The following is a 17,762-nucleotide window of genomic DNA, read 5'->3' on the forward strand; positions in this document are numbered from 1 at the left end:
GAAGAACGGGGTGGCTCGCGACCGGGTGTCTCGCAACGGGGTGTCTGGCACTGGAGCGGCGCCGCGCAAGGCGGCCGACGCGCCGACGCGTCAGAACTTCGAGACGCGCTCCAGGATTTCCTCGCCGTAGGCTTCGAGCTTACGAGCTCCCACACCGCTCACGCCGCCCAGCTCATCGATGGTCGACGGGCGCGCCAGTGCGATTTCGCGCAGCGTTGCGTCATGGAAGATGACGTACGCCGGGACGCCATGATTGCGCGCCACTTCGCCCCGCCATGCCCGCAATGCCGTGAACAGCGCTTCGGCTTCGGGCGGAAGATTGACCGCGACCTTGGCCTTGCTGCCGCTGCTTTCGCGCGTCTTGCCGGGCTTGGCCAACTCGCGCCGCAGCATCAGCGTGCGTTCGCCCTTGAGCACGGCGCGGCTGTCTTCGGTCAATGCGAGCGTGCCGTAAGACTCGTGGTCCACGGCCAGCAAACCTTGCGTGATCAACTGCCGCAGCACGTTGCGCCAATCCTTTTCGGACAGGTCGGCGCCCACACCGAACACGCTCAATTCGTCGTGCTGATACTGCGTGACACGATCGGTTTTCTTGCCACGCAGAATGTCGATGACGTGACCGGAGCCATACCGCTGGCCCCGCTCTTTCCACAGCCGGTACACGGCCGACAGGATCTTTTGCGCGGCCTGCGTGCCGTCCCAGGTCTGCGGCGGTTCCAGGCAGGTATCGCAGTTGCCGCAGGCGGTGGCCTTCTGACCGAAGTAGGCCAGCAGCCGGACACGCCGGCATTCGACCGTCTCGCACAGGCCCAGCATGGCGTCGAGCATGGCGCCCAGCCGCCGCTTGTACGCGTCGTCGCCGGTGGACTCGTCGATCATGCGGCGTTGCTGCATGACGTCCTGCAAGCCATAGGCCATCCACGCTTGCGCGGGCATGCCGTCACGACCCGCTCGGCCGGTTTCCTGGTAGTACCCTTCCACGGACTTGGGCAAGTCCAGATGGGCAACAAAGCGCACATCAGGCTTATCGATGCCCATGCCGAACGCGATCGTGGCCACCATGACCACGCCGTCTTCACGCAGAAAGGTCGACTGGTTGGCGGCGCGGATCGCCTGGTCGAGCCCGGCGTGATACGGCAGGGCACGGATGCCCTGCGCCGACAGGAACTCGGCCGTCTCTTCGACCTTGGCGCGCGACAGGCAATACACGATGCCGGCGTCGCCAGGATGTTCGGTCGTCAGGAATTCAAGCAGTTGCCGGCGCGGATCGTTCTTTTCGACGATGCGATAGCGGATGTTGGGCCGGTCGAAGCTCGACACAAAGGCGCGGGCATTATCCAGCCCCAGGCGCTGCGCGATTTCGACACGCGTTGCGTCGGTCGCGGTCGCGGTCAGCGCAATACGCGGCACGTCGGGCCAGCGCTCGTGCAGGGTCGACAGGCCCAGGTATTCCGGCCGGAAATCATGTCCCCACTGCGACACGCAATGCGCTTCGTCGATGGCAAACAAGGCGATGCGGCCGCGGTCGAGCAAGGACAGGCAACGGTCGGTCAGCAAGCGTTCGGGCGCCACGTACAGCAGGTCCAGTTCGCCCGACAGGAAAGCCTGTTCGACCTCGCGCACCCGCGCGAAATCCTGGGTCGAATTGAGAAAGGCCGCGCGCACGCCCAGTTCGGTCAGCGCATCGACCTGGTCCTGCATCAACGCGATCAGCGGCGACACGACCACGCCGGTGCCCGCACGAACCAGTGCCGGCACTTGATAGCACAGCGACTTGCCGGCGCCCGTGGGCATCAACACCAGGGCATCATTGCCGGCGACCACGTGATTGACGATTTCCTGCTGCGGATGACGAAACGCGTCGTATCCGAACACCCGCTGAAGCACTTCCAGCGCCTGCTCTTCCAGGCCCTGGTCTTCCAGCGCGTAATCGTCATCAAACATGCGTGGCAGCTCCGTTCGAGTCGGCAGGGTGATTGGGCAGGTGGACCATGGCCTGCGCCAGGTCGGCAATCAGGTCATCCGGATCTTCCAGCCCGATGTGCAGACGCACTGCCGGACCCTCCGGATGCCAGTTCGTTGCCGTGCGGATCGACGCCGCGTGCACGACCGTGATCAGACTTTCGAAACCGCCCCAGCTCGAGCCGATGCCGAACAACGTCAGCGCGTCGACGAAGGCGGTCAGTGCGGCATCGTCCACCGGCGGCGTGAGCACCACCGAAAACAGGGCCGCGGCGCCGCGGAAATCCCGCTTCCAGATCGCATGCCCCGGATGGCTGGGCAGCGCAGGAAACAGCACGCGGCTGACTTCCGGCCGGCTCTCGAGCCATTGCGCCACGCGCAGGGCGTTGATCTCTTGCTGCTTGAGCCGCACCCCCATGGTCCGCAGGCCGCGCAGCGCCAGATAACAATCGTCGGGACTGACGCTATACCCAAAATCGGCCACCGTCTGACGCACCGGCTTCCAGTAGCGTTCGGTCGTGGTGACGACGCCCATCATGATGTCGGAGTGACCGCCGATGTACTTGGTGGCCGCCTGGATGGACACGTCGATACCGATTTCGAACGGCGACTGGAAATACGGCGTGGGCCAGGTCTGGTCCGCCAGCACCGGGATGTCACGCGCGTGCGCCGCCGCCGCGATCGCGGGAATGTCCTGCACTTCGAACGTGAGCGACCCCGGCGATTCGCAGAACACCGCGCAGGTGTTGTCGCGCAGCAGCCCGGCGATCCCGGCGCCGATCAGCGGATCGTAATACTCGACGTCGACCCCCAGCTTTTCCAGTTGCCGCGTGCAGAAGGTGCGCGTCGGTCCGTAGACCGAGTCCACCATCAGCAGGTGCGTGCCCGGCCGCGCGAAGGTCATCAACGCCACGACCACCGCCGAGAACCCGTTCGGTGTGGCGACCGCCTGGAACCCGCCTTCCATCCTGGCGACGGCTTCTTCGAATGCGTAAGTGGTGGGCGTGCCATGACGGCCGTAACGCACCGACTTGCCGTAGGGATCCTTGGGCGTTTCGTAGGCGTCCAGGCTGGGGAACACCACAGTGGAGGTACGAAACACCGGAGTGTTCACCATACCGTCGTGGTCGTCGGGGGACCGGCCGGCGTGCGCCAGCAAAGTATCGCGTTTGTGCATAAATCATTATAAGCCGGCGAGGGGTCCCCCCTGGCCCCTGCGCGCCTCCCCCGGCGGCGTTTTGGCCGTGAGGATCATTGCGGATGGATGCAAATGGCTCAGCCGCCCGGAGCGGTGCTGGAGGGGGATGCTGCGGGCGATGAGGGCATCTTGGTCGCGGGGGTGGAGGATGGCGCCGGCGACGGCTTGGGGGCCATTGTCGGGGTCGGCGGCGTGCGATCCGGGACCTTGCGGCCGCAACCGGCCAGGGCGCCAGCGGTCATGAGGACTACGGCCAACCATTGCGATGTGCGTGTCATGGGTCTCCCCCCGGGGATGTCGTCGTCGAGCATTCACTGTAAACCCGCAAGGGGGCGGCGGGTGATACAGGGTGTAGGCGGCTGAGCCGCGGTCATCTTGTCCAAAGCTATCGCCCCGCCTTCCTACTTCTTGCCGTACGTGGCATCGTGGTCGGGAGGTATGGAAAGCAGGCGAATGAATTCCCCATCTCGATAGGCCACCGCGCGCCTCGACTGCGTCAGGCGCAAGCTGTATATGGCAGTGATACCTGGGGGTGGCTTGACGCTGACGATTCTTTCCCAGTGCAGCCCCTTGTCCCGGTACACCTGCTGCCACGTCAATTGCCGTAGCTTGGCCAGGGCATCCAATGCAGCGTGACGCTCGGTTTTCTGCAGCGTCAGCAAGTCGCGTTGGAAAACGGGATTGTTCAAGTCCAGTCGAACGACTGCATGGTCGTCAGGCATCACGCAACTTCTTCAGCAGCGCGTTCGACTTCGCGTCGGACGCGGGATGCGTGCGTGCCCATTCCACCGCTTCGTCAAGACCTGCAGCCGCTTCGGCCGTATGCAACCAGCGTTCGTTATCCGGAATGACGGTGGCTGTACGCACCAGCCAAACACCGGCCTCCTGTTCTTCGATGAGCACTTGCCGGCCAGCGTACTGCTTGCCCAGCGAAATTTGCCCATTGGCTCCCACCAGCTTGACGGTGGGCGGCGCTAGAATAGTTGGCATACGATTTTCCTAAATCACATAAATACTAAGGCACGATTTTACCAAAATTTAGAAGTGGCGCGCCGTCGCGAGCCACGCACAACAAAAACCGCCCCACGGCGGCAACCCGGCGCGGGGCGGAGAAAAAACGAAAAGCGACCGATCAACTCAACCCGAGGCGACTGCGCCCTCCAGGGCACAGCGGATCTGGCTCCGCCAGTCCGCCAGTGCCGTCCCTGGGGAAGGCGCGCAGCGCCAAGGGGGGCTACCCCCCAGGGCACAGCGGATCTGGCTCCGCCAGTCCGCCAGTGCCGCCCCTGGGGGAGGCGCAAAGCGCCTAGGGGGGGCTTATCAAGGCAGCACCGGCGCCGCCGGTGCTGCCGCCGCAGGCGCCTGGCGGTCGCCGCGCATGCCAGGGGCGCGCTGCTCACCACCACGGTGCTTGCGGTCACCCATGCGCTGCATGCGCTGCTTGAACGCATCCGTCACGATCTGCTTCTGCTTGGTGTCGAGCGAGTCGTACACCACCAGCCAGGCGTCACGCGCAGCGTCGAGCTTGGGCTTGATCGCGGCGTGTTCGGCTTCGCGCTGGGCAGTCATCGCACGGAAGTCGGCCGGGCCAGTCTTGGCCAGTTGCTCCTGCATCTGCTTGCGATGCGCATCGCGGCGGGCGCGCATCTCTTCACCAAGAGCGCGTTGCTGCGATTCGGCGGCGTTCCAGCGGGTCTGCTGGGTGTCGGTCAGATTCAGCTTGGACTTCAATTGGCCCAGCATCATCATCATCGACGGACCACCGTGGTGGCCATGATGGCCACCCTTGCGGTGGTCGCCGCGCGGACCGCCGTGGCGGGGGCCGTCACCGCGTTGTCCGTCGGCACGCGGGCCGTCGGTCCGTTGGCCGCCCGTCGTCGGGGCATTGCGCTCGGGGGTTGCGGCCGGCGCCGTAGTGGTGGCAGGTGCGGCCTGGGCGATCACGATCGGTTCGGCGGCGGGGGCAGCGTAGGCAATACCGCTCGCGCCAGTCGCGAGGGTCATGGCAGCGGCGAGGATACGAAGGGTATGCTTGGTCATGCTGTGTACTCCTGATGTTTCGGATGAATGCCAACATGTCTGTGGCAGTGAGTGCATTCTTGCGGCGGACCGGTTACGGACCTGTTCCGAAAAACACGGCAGCTGTTTCAACCGATTTCAGCAACTTGCGCCCTGCGGGGCGCCACGCGACTATCCGCCCTATGGAAAAAACCGCGAAACCGAAGTTGCTGGTCGTCGATGACGATCCGGCCCTGCGCCAGTTGCTGGCCGACTACCTGAACAAGCAGGGCTACGACACCTTGCTCGCTCCGGACGCCACCGACCTGGAAGCGCGCATCACGCGGTATGCGCCCGCCTTGCTGGTGCTCGATCGCATGCTGCCGGGGGGCGACGGCGCGGACGCCTGCCGCCGTCTGCGGGATCGGGGGGAAGACCTTCCCATCATCCTGTTGACCGCGCGCGATGAAACCGTGGACCGCATCATCGGGCTCGAGTCGGGCGCCGACGACTACGTCGGCAAGCCCTTCGATCCGCGCGAACTGCTGGCGCGTATCGAAGCGGTGTTACGCCGCAAGCGCGGGCCGTCGGCGCTGTTGAAAGATGGCCCGATCACTTTCGGGCCCTTCGTATTCGACACGCAGGCGCGCACGCTCCACAAGGGCAGCGAACCGGTGCGGCTGACCGGCGGTGAATTCAATCTGCTGGAGGCATTGCTGCGCAACGCAGGGCGGCCGCTGTCACGCGAACGCCTGCTCGCCCTTGCCCGGGATGACGAAGCCGGCGATCGCAACGACCGCGCCATCGACATCGCGATTCTTCGTCTGCGCCGGGCCATCGAAGACGATCCGAAGCAGCCGCGGTGGATCCAGACCGTGTGGGGCATCGGCTACCGATTCCTGCCGCTGGGCGCATCCGACGGCGAAGGCGCCGCGCCGCTGTCGCCGGCGCTTCCGTGACGCCCTACGCGCGCTTCCTGCCCCGCTCGCTGCGCGCCCGGTTGATTCTGTTGATCCTGGGCGCGGTACTGGTGGCGCAGGCCGCCACATTCGCGGCCATTGAACACTATCGCCGCAACTATCTCGACAACGTCGCGCCCGACCTGATGGCGACGACGATCCGCACCCTGCGCGCGGCCATTGCGCAGATCCCGGAAGAGAACCGCGCCGATTTCGTGTCCGAGGCTTCGCATGGCGAATGGCGTTTCGAGTCGCGCGCCCTGCCCGCGCGCGCGCGGCGCACGGAGGCCGAACGGCGTGCCGACGCCGGACCGCGCCGTCCGCCGCGCGAAGGCGGGCCGCCCGGATTCCCGCCTACCGGCCGCATGCCGCCCGACTTTCGCCCTTTTGAATTTCGCGCCCCGCCCGATGGCCGGCTCCCGCCACGGGAAGCCCCCCGGTGGGCCGAAGACGATCCCCGCAGCGGCATGCGCGGCCTGATCCGCCGGCTCAATCAGCAACTGGGCGAAGGCACGCGCGTGGCGCTGTCGCGCGGCCCCGAACCGGCGCTGTACATCTCGCTGAGCTCGACGCTTGGCCAGGAAGACGGGTTTGCGCAGCGCGCATGGCTGGTGATCTCGCTCGAGCGCATCAGCCCGGGGGTGACGACGCCCCTGCTGGTGATCTGGCTGGGCGGCCTGGGGGTGATCCTGCTGATCGCCGCCGGTTTTTCGTGGCACATCACGCGGCCCATGACGTCGCTGGCAATGGCCGCCGACCAGCTTGCGGCCGGCAAGCCGCAGCGGGTCGAGCCCTCGGGACCGCACGAAACGCGGGTGCTGGGCGAACGTTTCAACGCCATGCTGGATGCGCTGGACGCATCGGATGCCGTGCGCCGCACGTTGCTGGCCGGGCTGCCGCACGACCTGAAAGGCCCGCTCTCGCGGATGCGCCTGCGGACCGAGATGGCCGATGACCCCACGCTGAAAGAAGGCCTGCGCAAGGACGCGCAGGACATGCAGCACATCGTGGATCAGTTCATCGGCTACGTGCGGGGCACCGATCCGGCGGCCTATCACTTCGATCCCATGGACCTGGGCGACTGGCTGAGCGAACGCATGCACGCCTGGAAAGGCACGGGCATGGCGGTCGAACTGGCCGCCGTCCCGACCCAGGAACTGCGCGTCAATGGCGACGCGGTCGCGCTGGCCCGCATGGTGGACAACCTGATCCAGAACGCGCTGCAGCATGGCGCGCCGCCGGTGGAGATCACGCTGACGCAGCGCGATACGTCGGCGGTCATCCAGGTGCGGGACCACGGCCCGGGCATTTCGCCCGACCGGCGCCAGGAAGCGCTGCAGCCCTTCGCCCGGCTCGATCCCGCCCGCAGCCGTACCGGCAACGTCGGCCTGGGGCTGGCGCTGGTGGACGCCATTGCGCGCGCCCACGGCGGCCGGATTGCCCTGGCGCAGGCCGAAGGCGGCGGCCTGCAGGTCGACGTGGAACTGCCGCTGATTGCCTGACCGGCCGCTGGCAGATGCTCATCTGTAGAAGAGCCGCCCGGCGGCTCGTGGCGCACCGCCTTGCCGCCGCGCCGTCATTTTTGCCACGCCCGGGCATGCACCCAAGGGTTAGCCCCCGTATTCATGGCAAAATTAGCCGAGGGACAAGCTCGTCCATACAAAAGTGACAATGACTGCATCTGCCAAACCCACTCCGGCTCCCGCCACGAATTTCCTGCGCAATATCATCGAGGCCGACCTGGCTGCCGGTCGCTATGCGGACAAGCGGTGGGCTGGCCACCCCGGCCCGGCCGCCGTGCAAGAAGGTGCGCCGGCCGACCCGGCGCGCATCCGCACGCGGTTCCCCCCCGAGCCCAACGGCTACCTGCACATTGGCCATGCCAAGAGCATCGCGCTGAACTTCGGCCTGGCGCGTGACTACGACGGCGTCTGCCACATGCGGCTGGACGATACGAATCCGGAAAAGGAAGAGCAGCGCTATGTCGACGGCATCGTCGATGCGGTCAAGTGGCTGGGCTATGACTGGAACGGTTTCGGCACCGAGCACTACTACCATGCCAGCGACTATTTCGACGTCATGTACCAGGCCGCCGAAGCCCTGATCGATGACGGCCTGGCCTATGTGGACCAGCAAAGCCCCGATGAAATGCGCGCGTCGCGCGGCACCCTGACCGAGCCCGGCGTGGACTCGATCTGGCGCGCCCGCCCGGCCGAAGAATCCCGCACCCTGCTGCGTGAAATGCGCGAAGGCAAACACCCCGACGGGTCGATGGCCCTGCGCGCCAAGATCGACATGGCGTCACCGAACATGAACATGCGCGACCCGGTGCTGTACCGGATCCGGCATGCCACGCACCATCGCACGGGCGACAAGTGGTGCATCTACCCGATGTATACCTTCGCGCATCCCATCGAAGACGCGCTGGAAGGCATCACGCACAGCATCTGTACCCTGGAATTCGAAGACCAGCGTCCGTTCTACGACTGGCTGCTCGACAACCTGGCCAGGCTGGGCCTGCTGCTGCGCCCCTTGCCGCGCCAGCACGAATTCGCGCGCCTGAAGCTGACCTACATCGTGACCAGCAAACGCAAGCTGCGCCAGCTGGTGGCCGACGGCCATGTCGATGGCTGGGATGACCCGCGCCTTCCGACCATCGTCGGCCTGCGCCGCCGCGGCTTCACGCCCGAGTCGATCCAGCTGCTGTGCGAACGCACGGGCGCATCGAAGTCGGATTCGTGGATCGACTACAGCCTGCTCGATCAGGCGCTGCGCGAAGACCTCGATCCGAAAACGGATCGCGCGGTGGCGGTGCTGCGTCCGGTCAAGCTGGTGATCACCAATTACCCGGAAGGTCAGACCGAAGTCTGCTCGGCGCCGCGCAACCCGCACGACCCCGACGCCGGCCGCCGCGAATTCCCGTTCTCGCGCGAGCTGTGGATCGAGGCCGACGACTTCGTCGAGACGCCGCCCAAGGGCTTTTTCCGCCTGTTCCCGGGCAATATGGTGCGCCTGAAGTACGGCTATGTCGTCAAGTGCACCGGCTGCACCAAGGACGCCGATGGCAACGTGATCGAAGTCCAGGCCGAATACCTGCCCGACACCCGCAGTGGCACGCCGGGCGCCGACAGCGTCAAGGTCAAGGGCACCATCACCTGGCTCAGCATCACCGCCGCCGTGTCGGCCGACATCCGCTTGTACGACCGGCTGTTCACCGATCCGCATCCCGATGCGGGCGGCAAGGACTTCATTGCCTGCCTGAATCCGAATTCGGTCGAAGTGATTCGCGGCTTCGTGGAGCCCGGCACCGACGCCACCCCCGGGAAAGCGTATCAGTTTGAACGCTACGGCTATTTCGTCGCAGACCGAGAGACCTCGACGCCTGACGCGCCGATCTTCAACCGCACGGCAACCCTGAAGGACTCCTGGGTTAAATAAGGAAACAGCTTCGCTTCCTGTCGGGCCACTCAGGTCCGTACCATGTGGTGACGGGGTGTCCGGAATGCGGCCGGCCCCCGTTCACAATCACACAGGCTCACAAGAGCCGTACGTCAGGGAGCACCATCATGAAGCTGCTATTGCCAATCGACGCGAGCCAGCACACGGCCGATGCGGTCGACTACCTGAAGCGCCTGCGCCCCGCGCTGGCCGGCACCCCCCAGGTACTGTGCCTGCACGTCACCTACGATCTGCCCGCCACCAATGAATTGACCGTGGCCGAACAGGCCCGCAAGGTCCTGCGCGAAGACGACATGGATTTCGGGCCGGAACGGATCGTTGCGGATCTCAACCAGGCGGGTTTCCAGGCGACCCTGCAGGTGGCCGAAGGCGATGCCGTCGAACAGATCATTCGCTACGGTGACCAGTCCGACCTCATCGTCATGGGCAGCCATGCCCGCGGCACGCTGACCCAGGCTGTGACGGGCTCGGTGTCGACCAAGGTCCTTGCCGAAGGCCGCACCCCGGTTCTGCTGGTCAAATAGACCGCGCGTCACAACCTCTCACCCCAACTGGACGGCGTCCCGGTAGAATCGAGTCTTTGCGCGCTCGCGCCCTACCGGCGCCCCCCATGGAAGCTTCCAGTCCCGTCCTCGATTTCAAGAGCACGACGCTCTATGCCGTTCGCGTGGTGCTCTACACCGCCGACACCGCCGCGATACTCGCAGCCCTCGATCAACGCATGGCCGACGCCGCCGGGTTCTTCGACGACGAACCCGTCGTGATCGACGCGTCCCGCCTGACCGATCCGGTCGACTGGGACCCCTTGCTGGCCGCGCTGCGCCGGCATCGCCTGCCCCCGATCGGCGTAATGGTGCCGGACGCCCTGGCTGACAGCGCGCGCGCTGCCGGACTGGCGCAGGTGTCCCTGCCGCCGCTGGCGGCCAAGCTGTCCAGCGAAGCCGGCGCCGCAGCGCCGTCCAGCGCCACCAAGATCGGTGGCGCCAGGACCGATGCCGCCAATGGCGATGCCGCGAACGCCGATGCGCCCGATGCCGCTGCCAGGGCCGACACCCTTCCCGCGCCGACCGCTCGCAAGGCGGTCGATGTGGTTGCCGATACCGGTGTTGCCGTCAGCGAACCGCCCGCCTCGGCAGGCATGGCCGTGGCCACGCTCATCATCGACAAACCGCTTCGTTCGGGCCAGAAAGTCTATGCCCGCCACGCCGACCTGATCGTGCTGGGCGTCGTGAGCCACGGCGCCGAAGTGATTGCGGATGGCAACATTCATGTGTATGGTCCGCTCCGTGGCAAGGCAATGGCCGGCGCGCGCGGCAACACGGACGCACGCATCTTCACGACCCAGTTCGACGCCGAGCTGATCGCCGTCGCCGGGGTATACCGCAGCATGACTGCCGCGCTGTCCCCCGACATCGAAAACAAACCTGCTACGGTACGTCTGACCGGCGACAAGCTGCTGGTCGACCCGCTAGACATCTAATTCAAAGGACCCACTCTCCATGGCACGTATTGTCGTCGTGACTTCAGGCAAAGGCGGCGTCGGTAAAACAACGACCAGCGCCAGTTTCTCTTCCGGTCTGGCCCTGCGCGGTCACAAGACCGCCGTGATCGACTTCGACGTGGGCCTGCGCAATCTCGACCTCATCATGGGCTGCGAGCGCCGTGTGGTGTACGACCTGATCAACGTGGTCCAGGGCGAAGCGACCCTGAACCAGGCACTGATTCGCGACAAGCAGCTCGAGAACCTGTACATCCTTCCGGCATCGCAGACCCGCGACAAAGACGCGCTGACGCAGGAAGGCGTGCAAAAGGTCATCGACGGCCTGCGCGAAATGGACTTCGAATACATCGTCTGCGACTCGCCCGCGGGTATCGAGGCCGGTGCGCTGATGGCCGCCTATTTCGCCGATGACGCCCTGGTGGTGACCAACCCGGAAGTATCGTCCGTGCGTGACTCGGACCGCATCCTGGGCATCCTGGCCGCCAAGTCGCAGCGCGCCATCAAGGGCGATACGCCGGTCAAGGAGTTCCTGCTACTGACCCGCTACAACGCCAAGCGCGTGTTCGATGGCGAAATGCTGTCGCTCAAGGACGTCGAAGACATCCTGCGCATCAAGCTGATCGGCGTGATTCCCGAATCCGAAAACGTGCTGCACGCGTCGAACCAGGGCCTGCCCGCCATCCACCTGAAAGGGACGGAAGTGTCGGAAGCGTATTCCGACGTGGTCGCGCGCTACCTGGGCGAAGACAAGCCGCTGCGTTTCGTCGATTACGAAAAGCCCGGCCTCTTCAAACGCCTGTTCGGGGGAAAATAAATGAAATCCTTCCTGTCGTTTTTCCTGGGGGAAAAAAAGCAGTCGGCGGGCGTCGCCAAGGAACGGCTGCAGATCATTCTTGCGCATGAGCGCTCGGACCGCGGCGCATCGGCCGACTACCTGCCGCAGCTGCAAAAGGAGCTGATCGCGGTCATCTCCAAGTACGTCAACATCAACCCCGACGACATCCGAGTCAATCTCGAGCGGCAGGACACGCTCGAGGTGCTCGAAGTCAAGATCGAGATGCCGTCGAAGTAAGGCCCCGCCGGGCCAGCCCACCCCCCGCGCGACGCTTGCAATGAGCGTTGCGCGGCCGGCCCGGCAGCACCACGCCGTCGTCTGCCCCGCCGTCCGCACCCCCTCCACCCTGCTGTTTCACTCCCCCCGACTGCCCTGAACCCCGCCTTGCCAAGGCAGGCCTGCGCGCGCCCGCCAACTTGACAGCAGTGCTCGCGGAACCCTAATATTGAGCACGTTCAAAATTAGAACACGATCAAAAATTTCAGGAAGTCGGACCATGAGAATCTGCCGCTACAACGAAGGCCGCCTGGGCCTGGTCGAAAACGATACCGTGTACGACGTGTCGTCCGTGCTGGAACAGTTGCCGACCCTGACCTGGCCGGTGGCCCCGGGCGATCTGCTGATCGAACACCTGTCGCGGCTGACCCCGGCGATCCTGGCCGCGCGTGAAGGCGCCAAGGGCATCCCGATTTCCGACGTCAAGCTGCTGAGCCCGGTCGCCACGCCCGCCAAGATCATTGCCGCGCCGCTGAACTACCACGCGCATGTGGACGAGTCGCTGGCCGACGCCGGCATCCACAACGGCGTGCATGTTGCGCACTATGAAGGCTTCAAGAGCCCGGTCGCCAAGTTCGGCGTGTTCCTGAAGAACGCGACGGGTATCGTCGGTGCGGGCGAAGGCGTGCAGATCCACTTTCCTGGCCGCCGCAACGACCACGAAGTCGAGCTGGCCGTCATCATCGGCAAGCAATGCAAGAACGTGTCCGAAGCCGACGCGATGTCGGTCGTGGCCGGCTATTCGATCGGCCTGGACATGACCGTTCGCGGCACCGAAGACCGCAGCTATCGCAAGTCGGCCGACACGTACAGCGTGCTCGGCCCCTACCTGGTGACCGCCGACGAAATCGCCGAACCGGGCCAGCTGGGCTTTTCGATCCACGTCAATGACGAGCCGCGCCAGAACGCCAACACGCGCGACCTCATCACCGGCATTCCTGAACTCATCGCGATGGCATCGAGCGTGTACACGCTGTACCCCGGCGACATCATCATGACCGGCACGCCTGAAGGCGTGGGCACGGTGCAGGCGGGCGACGTCATGCACGCCAGCATCGATCAAATCGGCAAGATGGACGTTGCCGTCCGGGGCTGACATGGACATGACCTCACCTGCAACCCCCGAGGCGATCCGCGCCGAGCGCGAGGCGTTCTATGCCCGCATCGGGCAGGACAACCTGGCGCCGCTGTGGGAACAGCTGCACAATCTGGTCACCAAGACGCCCACGTCAGCGTGCGTGCCCGCGCATTGGTCCTATGAGCAGGTCCGCGCCTACATCACGGAAGCGACCGACCTGATCACGGCGCAAGAGGCCGAGCGCCGCGTGCTGATCCTGGAAAACCCGGGCCTGCGCGGCAAGGCGGCGATCACGACGTCCTTGTATGCCGGGTTGCAGTGCATCCTGCCGGGTGAGGTCGCCCGTGCGCACCGCCATTCCCAATCGGCCCTGCGGCTGATCCTGGAAGGCGACGGCGCCTACACATCCGTCAATGGCGAGAAGACGATCATGCGGCGCGGCGACTTCGTCACCACGCCTTCATGGACCTTCCATGACCATGGCAACGACAGCGACAAGCCGATGGTCTGGCTGGACGGTCTGGACGTTCAACTGGTTGCGGCGCTTGACGCCAGCTTTGCCGAGTCGTCCGATGACGACCGCCAGGAACTGCAGCGCCCGGTCGGCGACAGCGTGCTGCGGTATGGCAACGGCATGGCGCCGGTCGACTGGACCCCCGCACCGAACAAGGCATCGCCGCTGTTCTGCTATCCGTATGCCCGCACGCGCGAGTCGCTGTTCGGCATGCAGGCCGGCGGCCCGCCCGATCCTTGCCTGGGCTACAAGCTGCGCTACATCGATCCGCTGACCGGCGGCGCGCCGATGCCGACCATGGGCGCCTACGCGCAACTGCTGCCGCGCGGCACGACCACCCTGCCCTACCAGTGTTCGTCGGGCACCGTGTTCGCCGTGCTGGAAGGCGATGTGGACGTGCAGGTGGGCGACAAGCGGTTTACCGCGGTGCCCAACGATGTCTTCGTGATCCCCAGCTGGGCCGCGCATACGTTCTCGGTCCGCGACGATGCGGTGCTGTTCAGCTTCTCGGACCGCCCGGTGCAGGAAGCCCTGGCGCTGTACCGCGAGAACCGCAGCGGCCGCGTCTGAGCGCGTCCGCCGCCCGCCCGAACGCCACGCATCAACGACATTCAATAAAGCAGAGACATGGCACAACACCCAGTCATCATTTCGGGCGCCGGCCCGGTCGGCCTCGTGGCCGCCCTTTCGCTTGCACAGAAAGGCATCGACGTCGTGCTGCTCGAAGGCGAGTCGCACATTCCTGAAGACCTGCGCGCAGGCACCTTCCATCCGCCTACCGTCGAGATGCTCGATACGCTGGGCATCGGCGAAACGCTGCGCAGCCGTGCGGTTCAGGTGCCCGAGTGGCAGATCCGCGATCGCAGGACGGGCCTGGTCGCCCAGTTCGACCTTGGCCTGATTGCCGACCTGACGCCCTACCCCTTCCGCCTGCATGTGGAGCAGCACAAGCTGTCGAACATTGCCTACCAGGCGCTGCAGCAGCACGCGAACGCCAAGGTGATGTATCGCCATCGCTGCACCGGCTACACGCAGGATGCCGACGGCGTGACCGTGACCTTCGACGGGCCGGACGGCGCGGGCGAAATCCGCGGCAGCTACCTGATCGGCGCAGACGGCGCCCGCAGCGTGGTCCGCAAGACGATGGGCACCGAGTTCGAAGGCTTTACGTGGCCGGAACGTTTCCTGGTGTTCGCGACGCCCTATGACCTGCGCCAGCAGGGTTATACCGGCAACGCCTATATCGCCGACCCCGACGAATGGACGGCCATCTTCATCCAGCCCCATGATGGCAATGGCATCTGGCGGATCGCGTTCCCGATCAAGGGTGACGCCGATGACGCCGAAGTGCTCCAGCCCGAGTCGGTGCAGGGCAAGATCAAGGGCTTTCTGTCGCCCGACATCGACTACGACATTCCGTACAAGAGCGTGTACCGCGTGCACCAGCGCGTGGCCAAGAACTTCCGCGACCAGCGGGTGTTCATTGCCGGCGACGCCGCGCACGTCAACAATCCCCTGGGCGGCATGGGCCTGAACAGCGGCATCCACGACGCCATCAACCTGGCCGACAAGATTGCGCAGGTGATGCAGAACGGCGCCGATGACGATGTGCTGACGCGCTACGAGCGGCAGCGCCGCACGGTCAACGTCGAGTACGTGCAGGCCATCACGATCCGCAACAAGCGTTTGCTGGAAGAGCGCGACCCGGAAGTGCGCAAGCAGCGCCTGGACGAAATGCGCGCCACGGCCAAGGACAAAGATGCCCATCGACAATTCCTCATCAATTCGTCGATGATTGCCAGCGTGCGCCGCGCGAACGAGATCGCGTAACCACGCGGGCAGCACAGCCGTATCGCCGCAACGGTACGAACCGTGGCGGCCCACCCGATCAAAAAAGCCGTATTCATAAAAGCACTGGAGACATGAGATGTCGCAAACGACTACCGGATTGGGCCGCCGCGAATTCATCGCGGCCATGGTTCTTGGCGGACTGAGCGTCAGCCGCGCCTTTGCCGCCGCCGACGCACTCGGCCTTGGCGACAAGATGGTGCAGGTGATCGTGCCGTTCACGCCGGGCACCACCCCCGACCTGGCCGCGCGCCTGTATTCGCAACGCCTGGCCGAAACCGCCGGCCAACCCTTCGTGGTCGAGAACCGGCCCGGCGCTTCGGGCATCATCGGCCTGAGTGCGGTCGCCAAGGCCCCTGCCGATGGGCACACCATCGCCTTCAGCACCAATACGGCGCTGACCCTGCCCTTCGTCTACAACGCGGTGCCGTTCGATGTGCTGGACAGCTTCCAGCCGATCGCCATGGTGGGCTACACGAACTTCGTGCTGTGCGTGCATCCGTCGCTGGAAGTCACGACCTTCGGGCAGTTTGTGGAATACGTGAAGAAGAACCCGGGCAAGGTCAATTACGGTTCGCCGGGCAAGGGCACCTTCCACCATCTGTGCATGGAAATGCTGGCGGCGCCGCTGAACCTGAACATGGTCCACGTACCCTACAAGGGCTCGGCCGGCGCCACGACCGACCTGCTGGCCGGCCACATCAAGGCCATGTTCCAGCCGGTGCATATCGCCGCGCCGTTCGTGCAGGAAAAGCGCACGGTCATTTTGGGTTCGACCCGCAAGGAACAGGACACCCAATACGCGAACATCCCGCCGCTGGCGAGCGTGGGCGCCACGGGCTATGACGCCGAGGCATGGTATTCGGTGGTCGGCCCCAAGGGCATGAAGCCGGATGTGGTGGCCAAGCTCAACGCCGAGATCAACCGCCTGTCGGACACCGACGTGGTCAAGTCCACGCTGGCCAAGCAGGGCGTCATTTCCAAGCGCGTGTCGCCGGCGGAACTGCAGGCGATCTCGAAGGCGGAATACACCAAGTGGCAGAAGGTCATCAAGGCGGCCGGCATCACGCCCGAGTGAAGACGGCAGTATGCTGACGATTGTTCAGCCATCGTCAAGGACTCGCCATGCATGACATCGACATCCGTCCCCACATCATCGACCGCGTGGTTGCGCGGCGGGGACGCCACCACCTGTTCGATCGTATCGACGCCAGAACCACGGCCCTGGTGGTGATCGACATGCAGCCCACCTTCGTGGCTGAGGGCGGCGCGGGCGAGGTGCCGATGTCACGCAGCATCGTGCCCAACATCAATGCGCTGGCGCAGGTGTTGCGGGACCGGGGCGGTGTCGTGGTGTGGGTCGTTCATGCCAACGCGCGGATCGGAGACAGCTCGGACTGGTCGGGCTTCTACGACCGCTTCGTGGCGCAGGACGTGCGCGCGCGCACAATCGAAATGAACGCGCCGCGGCCCACGGCGGATGCGCTGTGGCATGGCCTGGACGTGCATCCCGAAGACGTGCACATCGTCAAGAATCGCTACAGCGCGCTGGTCAGCGGATCGTCGGGACTGGAACGTAGCCTGCGCAGTCTTGGCATCACGAATCTCTTGATCGCAGGCACCAAGACCAATGTGTGCTGCGAGTCGACGGGCCGCGATGCCATGATGCTCGACTTCTTTCCGATCATGGTATCGGACTGCCTGGCCGCCCTGTCGGACGAAGAGCATCGCGCAACGTTGGAAACCTTCATCCAGCAATTCGGCGATGTGATGACGTCGGGTGAAGTGGCCGAACATCTGAAGTAAAAAAAAACAGCCCCGCCCATGTTTCCATGGACGGGGCTGTTTCGTTCAGTACCGAATTAACGGTTCTTGCCAACCTGGTCGCCGACCACGCCGCCAATCGCAGCGCCGCCAACCGTACCCAGAATGCCACCGCCGCTCACAGCCGCGCCAACCAGACCGCCGGCGCCTGCGCCAACTGCCGTGCTCTTCTGGCGACCCGACATACCGTCCCAGGTCGAGCAACCCACCGCCGAGATGGCCAGGGTCGCGCCGATGACGAGCTTCGCAATAATCGATGTATTCATGATGGACTCCTTATAAGCATTATGTTCGTTACCTGCCCGCGGCC

At 65.0% G+C, this 17,762-nt stretch carries 18 protein-coding genes; 12 read left to right on the forward strand and 6 right to left on the reverse strand.

Annotated elements, in window-relative coordinates:
• Positions 1-90: 90 nt before the first annotated feature.
• The 5 genes from recQ to IE116_RS11215 form a co-directional block, all read right to left on the reverse strand.
• Positions 91-1,944, reverse strand: coding sequence for a DNA helicase RecQ (recQ, locus tag IE116_RS11195; protein WP_189612443.1), 1,854 nt, complete (start codon positions 1,942-1,944; stop codon positions 91-93).
• A complete protein-coding gene (gene metC, locus IE116_RS11200) occupies positions 1,937-3,139 on the reverse strand; it encodes a cystathionine beta-lyase (protein ID WP_189612445.1) in 1,203 nt (400 codons plus the stop codon). Before metC ends, recQ begins: the two co-directional genes overlap by 8 nt.
• 422 nt (positions 3,140-3,561) lie before the next feature.
• Positions 3,562-3,882 carry a hypothetical protein gene (locus IE116_RS11205; protein ID WP_189612448.1) on the reverse strand — a complete coding sequence of 107 codons (321 nt, stop codon included), beginning with the start codon at positions 3,880-3,882 and terminating at the stop codon, positions 3,562-3,564.
• Complete coding sequence (locus IE116_RS11210; RefSeq protein WP_189612450.1) at positions 3,875-4,150, reverse strand: hypothetical protein; 276 nt, start codon at positions 4,148-4,150, stop codon at positions 3,875-3,877. The genes IE116_RS11205 and IE116_RS11210 overlap by 8 nt, the downstream gene beginning before the upstream one ends.
• 330 nt (positions 4,151-4,480) lie before the next feature.
• Complete coding sequence (locus IE116_RS11215) at positions 4,481-5,200, reverse strand: Spy/CpxP family protein refolding chaperone (protein ID WP_189612451.1); 720 nt, start codon at positions 5,198-5,200, stop codon at positions 4,481-4,483.
• Between the two features lie 161 nt (positions 5,201-5,361).
• Here IE116_RS11215 and IE116_RS11220 point away from each other — a divergent pair, with 161 nt between their 5' ends.
• The 12 genes from IE116_RS11220 to IE116_RS11275 all read left to right on the forward strand — a co-directional run bounded on the left by IE116_RS11220 (position 5,362) and on the right by IE116_RS11275 (position 17,434).
• A complete protein-coding gene (locus IE116_RS11220) occupies positions 5,362-6,117 on the forward strand; it encodes a response regulator (protein WP_189612454.1) in 756 nt (251 codons plus the stop codon).
• A complete protein-coding gene (locus IE116_RS11225; protein ID WP_189612455.1) occupies positions 6,114-7,619 on the forward strand; it encodes an ATP-binding protein in 1,506 nt (501 codons plus the stop codon). Before IE116_RS11220 ends, IE116_RS11225 begins: the two co-directional genes overlap by 4 nt.
• Before the next feature lie 169 nt (positions 7,620-7,788).
• A complete protein-coding gene (locus IE116_RS11230; RefSeq protein ID WP_189612457.1) occupies positions 7,789-9,555 on the forward strand; it encodes a glutamine--tRNA ligase/YqeY domain fusion protein in 1,767 nt (588 codons plus the stop codon).
• 128 nt (positions 9,556-9,683) lie between these two features.
• Positions 9,684-10,100 carry a universal stress protein gene (locus IE116_RS11235; RefSeq protein WP_189612459.1) on the forward strand — a complete coding sequence of 139 codons (417 nt, stop codon included), beginning with the start codon at positions 9,684-9,686 and terminating at the stop codon, positions 10,098-10,100.
• Between the two features lie 86 nt (positions 10,101-10,186).
• Positions 10,187-11,056, forward strand: a complete 870-nt coding sequence (minC, locus tag IE116_RS11240) for a septum site-determining protein MinC (RefSeq protein ID WP_189612461.1) — start codon at positions 10,187-10,189, stop codon at positions 11,054-11,056.
• 19 nt (positions 11,057-11,075) lie between these two features.
• Complete coding sequence (gene minD, locus IE116_RS11245) at positions 11,076-11,891, forward strand: septum site-determining protein MinD (protein WP_179585036.1); 816 nt, start codon at positions 11,076-11,078, stop codon at positions 11,889-11,891.
• The gene (gene minE, locus IE116_RS11250; protein ID WP_179585033.1) at positions 11,892-12,149 is read left to right on the forward strand and encodes a cell division topological specificity factor MinE; all 258 of its coding nucleotides are present in this window, start codon (positions 11,892-11,894) and stop codon (positions 12,147-12,149) included.
• A gap of 259 nt (positions 12,150-12,408) precedes the next feature.
• Positions 12,409-13,284, forward strand: a complete 876-nt coding sequence (locus IE116_RS11255) for a fumarylacetoacetate hydrolase family protein (protein WP_189612463.1) — start codon at positions 12,409-12,411, stop codon at positions 13,282-13,284.
• Positions 13,285-13,291: 7 nt separating this feature from the next.
• Complete coding sequence (gene gtdA / locus IE116_RS11260) at positions 13,292-14,350, forward strand: gentisate 1,2-dioxygenase (RefSeq protein ID WP_189612466.1); 1,059 nt, start codon at positions 13,292-13,294, stop codon at positions 14,348-14,350.
• A gap of 57 nt (positions 14,351-14,407) precedes the next feature.
• Positions 14,408-15,610, forward strand: coding sequence for an FAD-dependent oxidoreductase (locus IE116_RS11265; RefSeq protein ID WP_189612469.1), 1,203 nt, complete (start codon positions 14,408-14,410; stop codon positions 15,608-15,610).
• A gap of 97 nt (positions 15,611-15,707) precedes the next feature.
• Positions 15,708-16,706 (forward strand): Bug family tripartite tricarboxylate transporter substrate binding protein, encoded by a 999-nt coding sequence (locus IE116_RS11270; RefSeq protein WP_189612471.1) that lies wholly within the window; start codon positions 15,708-15,710, stop codon positions 16,704-16,706.
• Between the two features lie 47 nt (positions 16,707-16,753).
• Positions 16,754-17,434 carry an isochorismatase family protein gene (locus IE116_RS11275; RefSeq protein WP_189612473.1) on the forward strand — a complete coding sequence of 227 codons (681 nt, stop codon included), beginning with the start codon at positions 16,754-16,756 and terminating at the stop codon, positions 17,432-17,434.
• A gap of 56 nt (positions 17,435-17,490) precedes the next feature.
• Here the strand turns inward: IE116_RS11275 and IE116_RS11280 are convergent, their stop codons facing one another.
• Positions 17,491-17,718: a YMGG-like glycine zipper-containing protein gene (locus IE116_RS11280; protein WP_189612476.1), complete on the reverse strand. Its 228-nt coding sequence runs from the start codon at positions 17,716-17,718 to the stop codon at positions 17,491-17,493.
• Positions 17,719-17,762 lie beyond the last annotated feature (44 nt).

The sequence above is a fragment of the Pigmentiphaga litoralis genome, from assembly GCF_014651835.1.
Lineage (GTDB): Bacteria > Pseudomonadota > Gammaproteobacteria > Burkholderiales > Burkholderiaceae_B > Pigmentiphaga > Pigmentiphaga litoralis.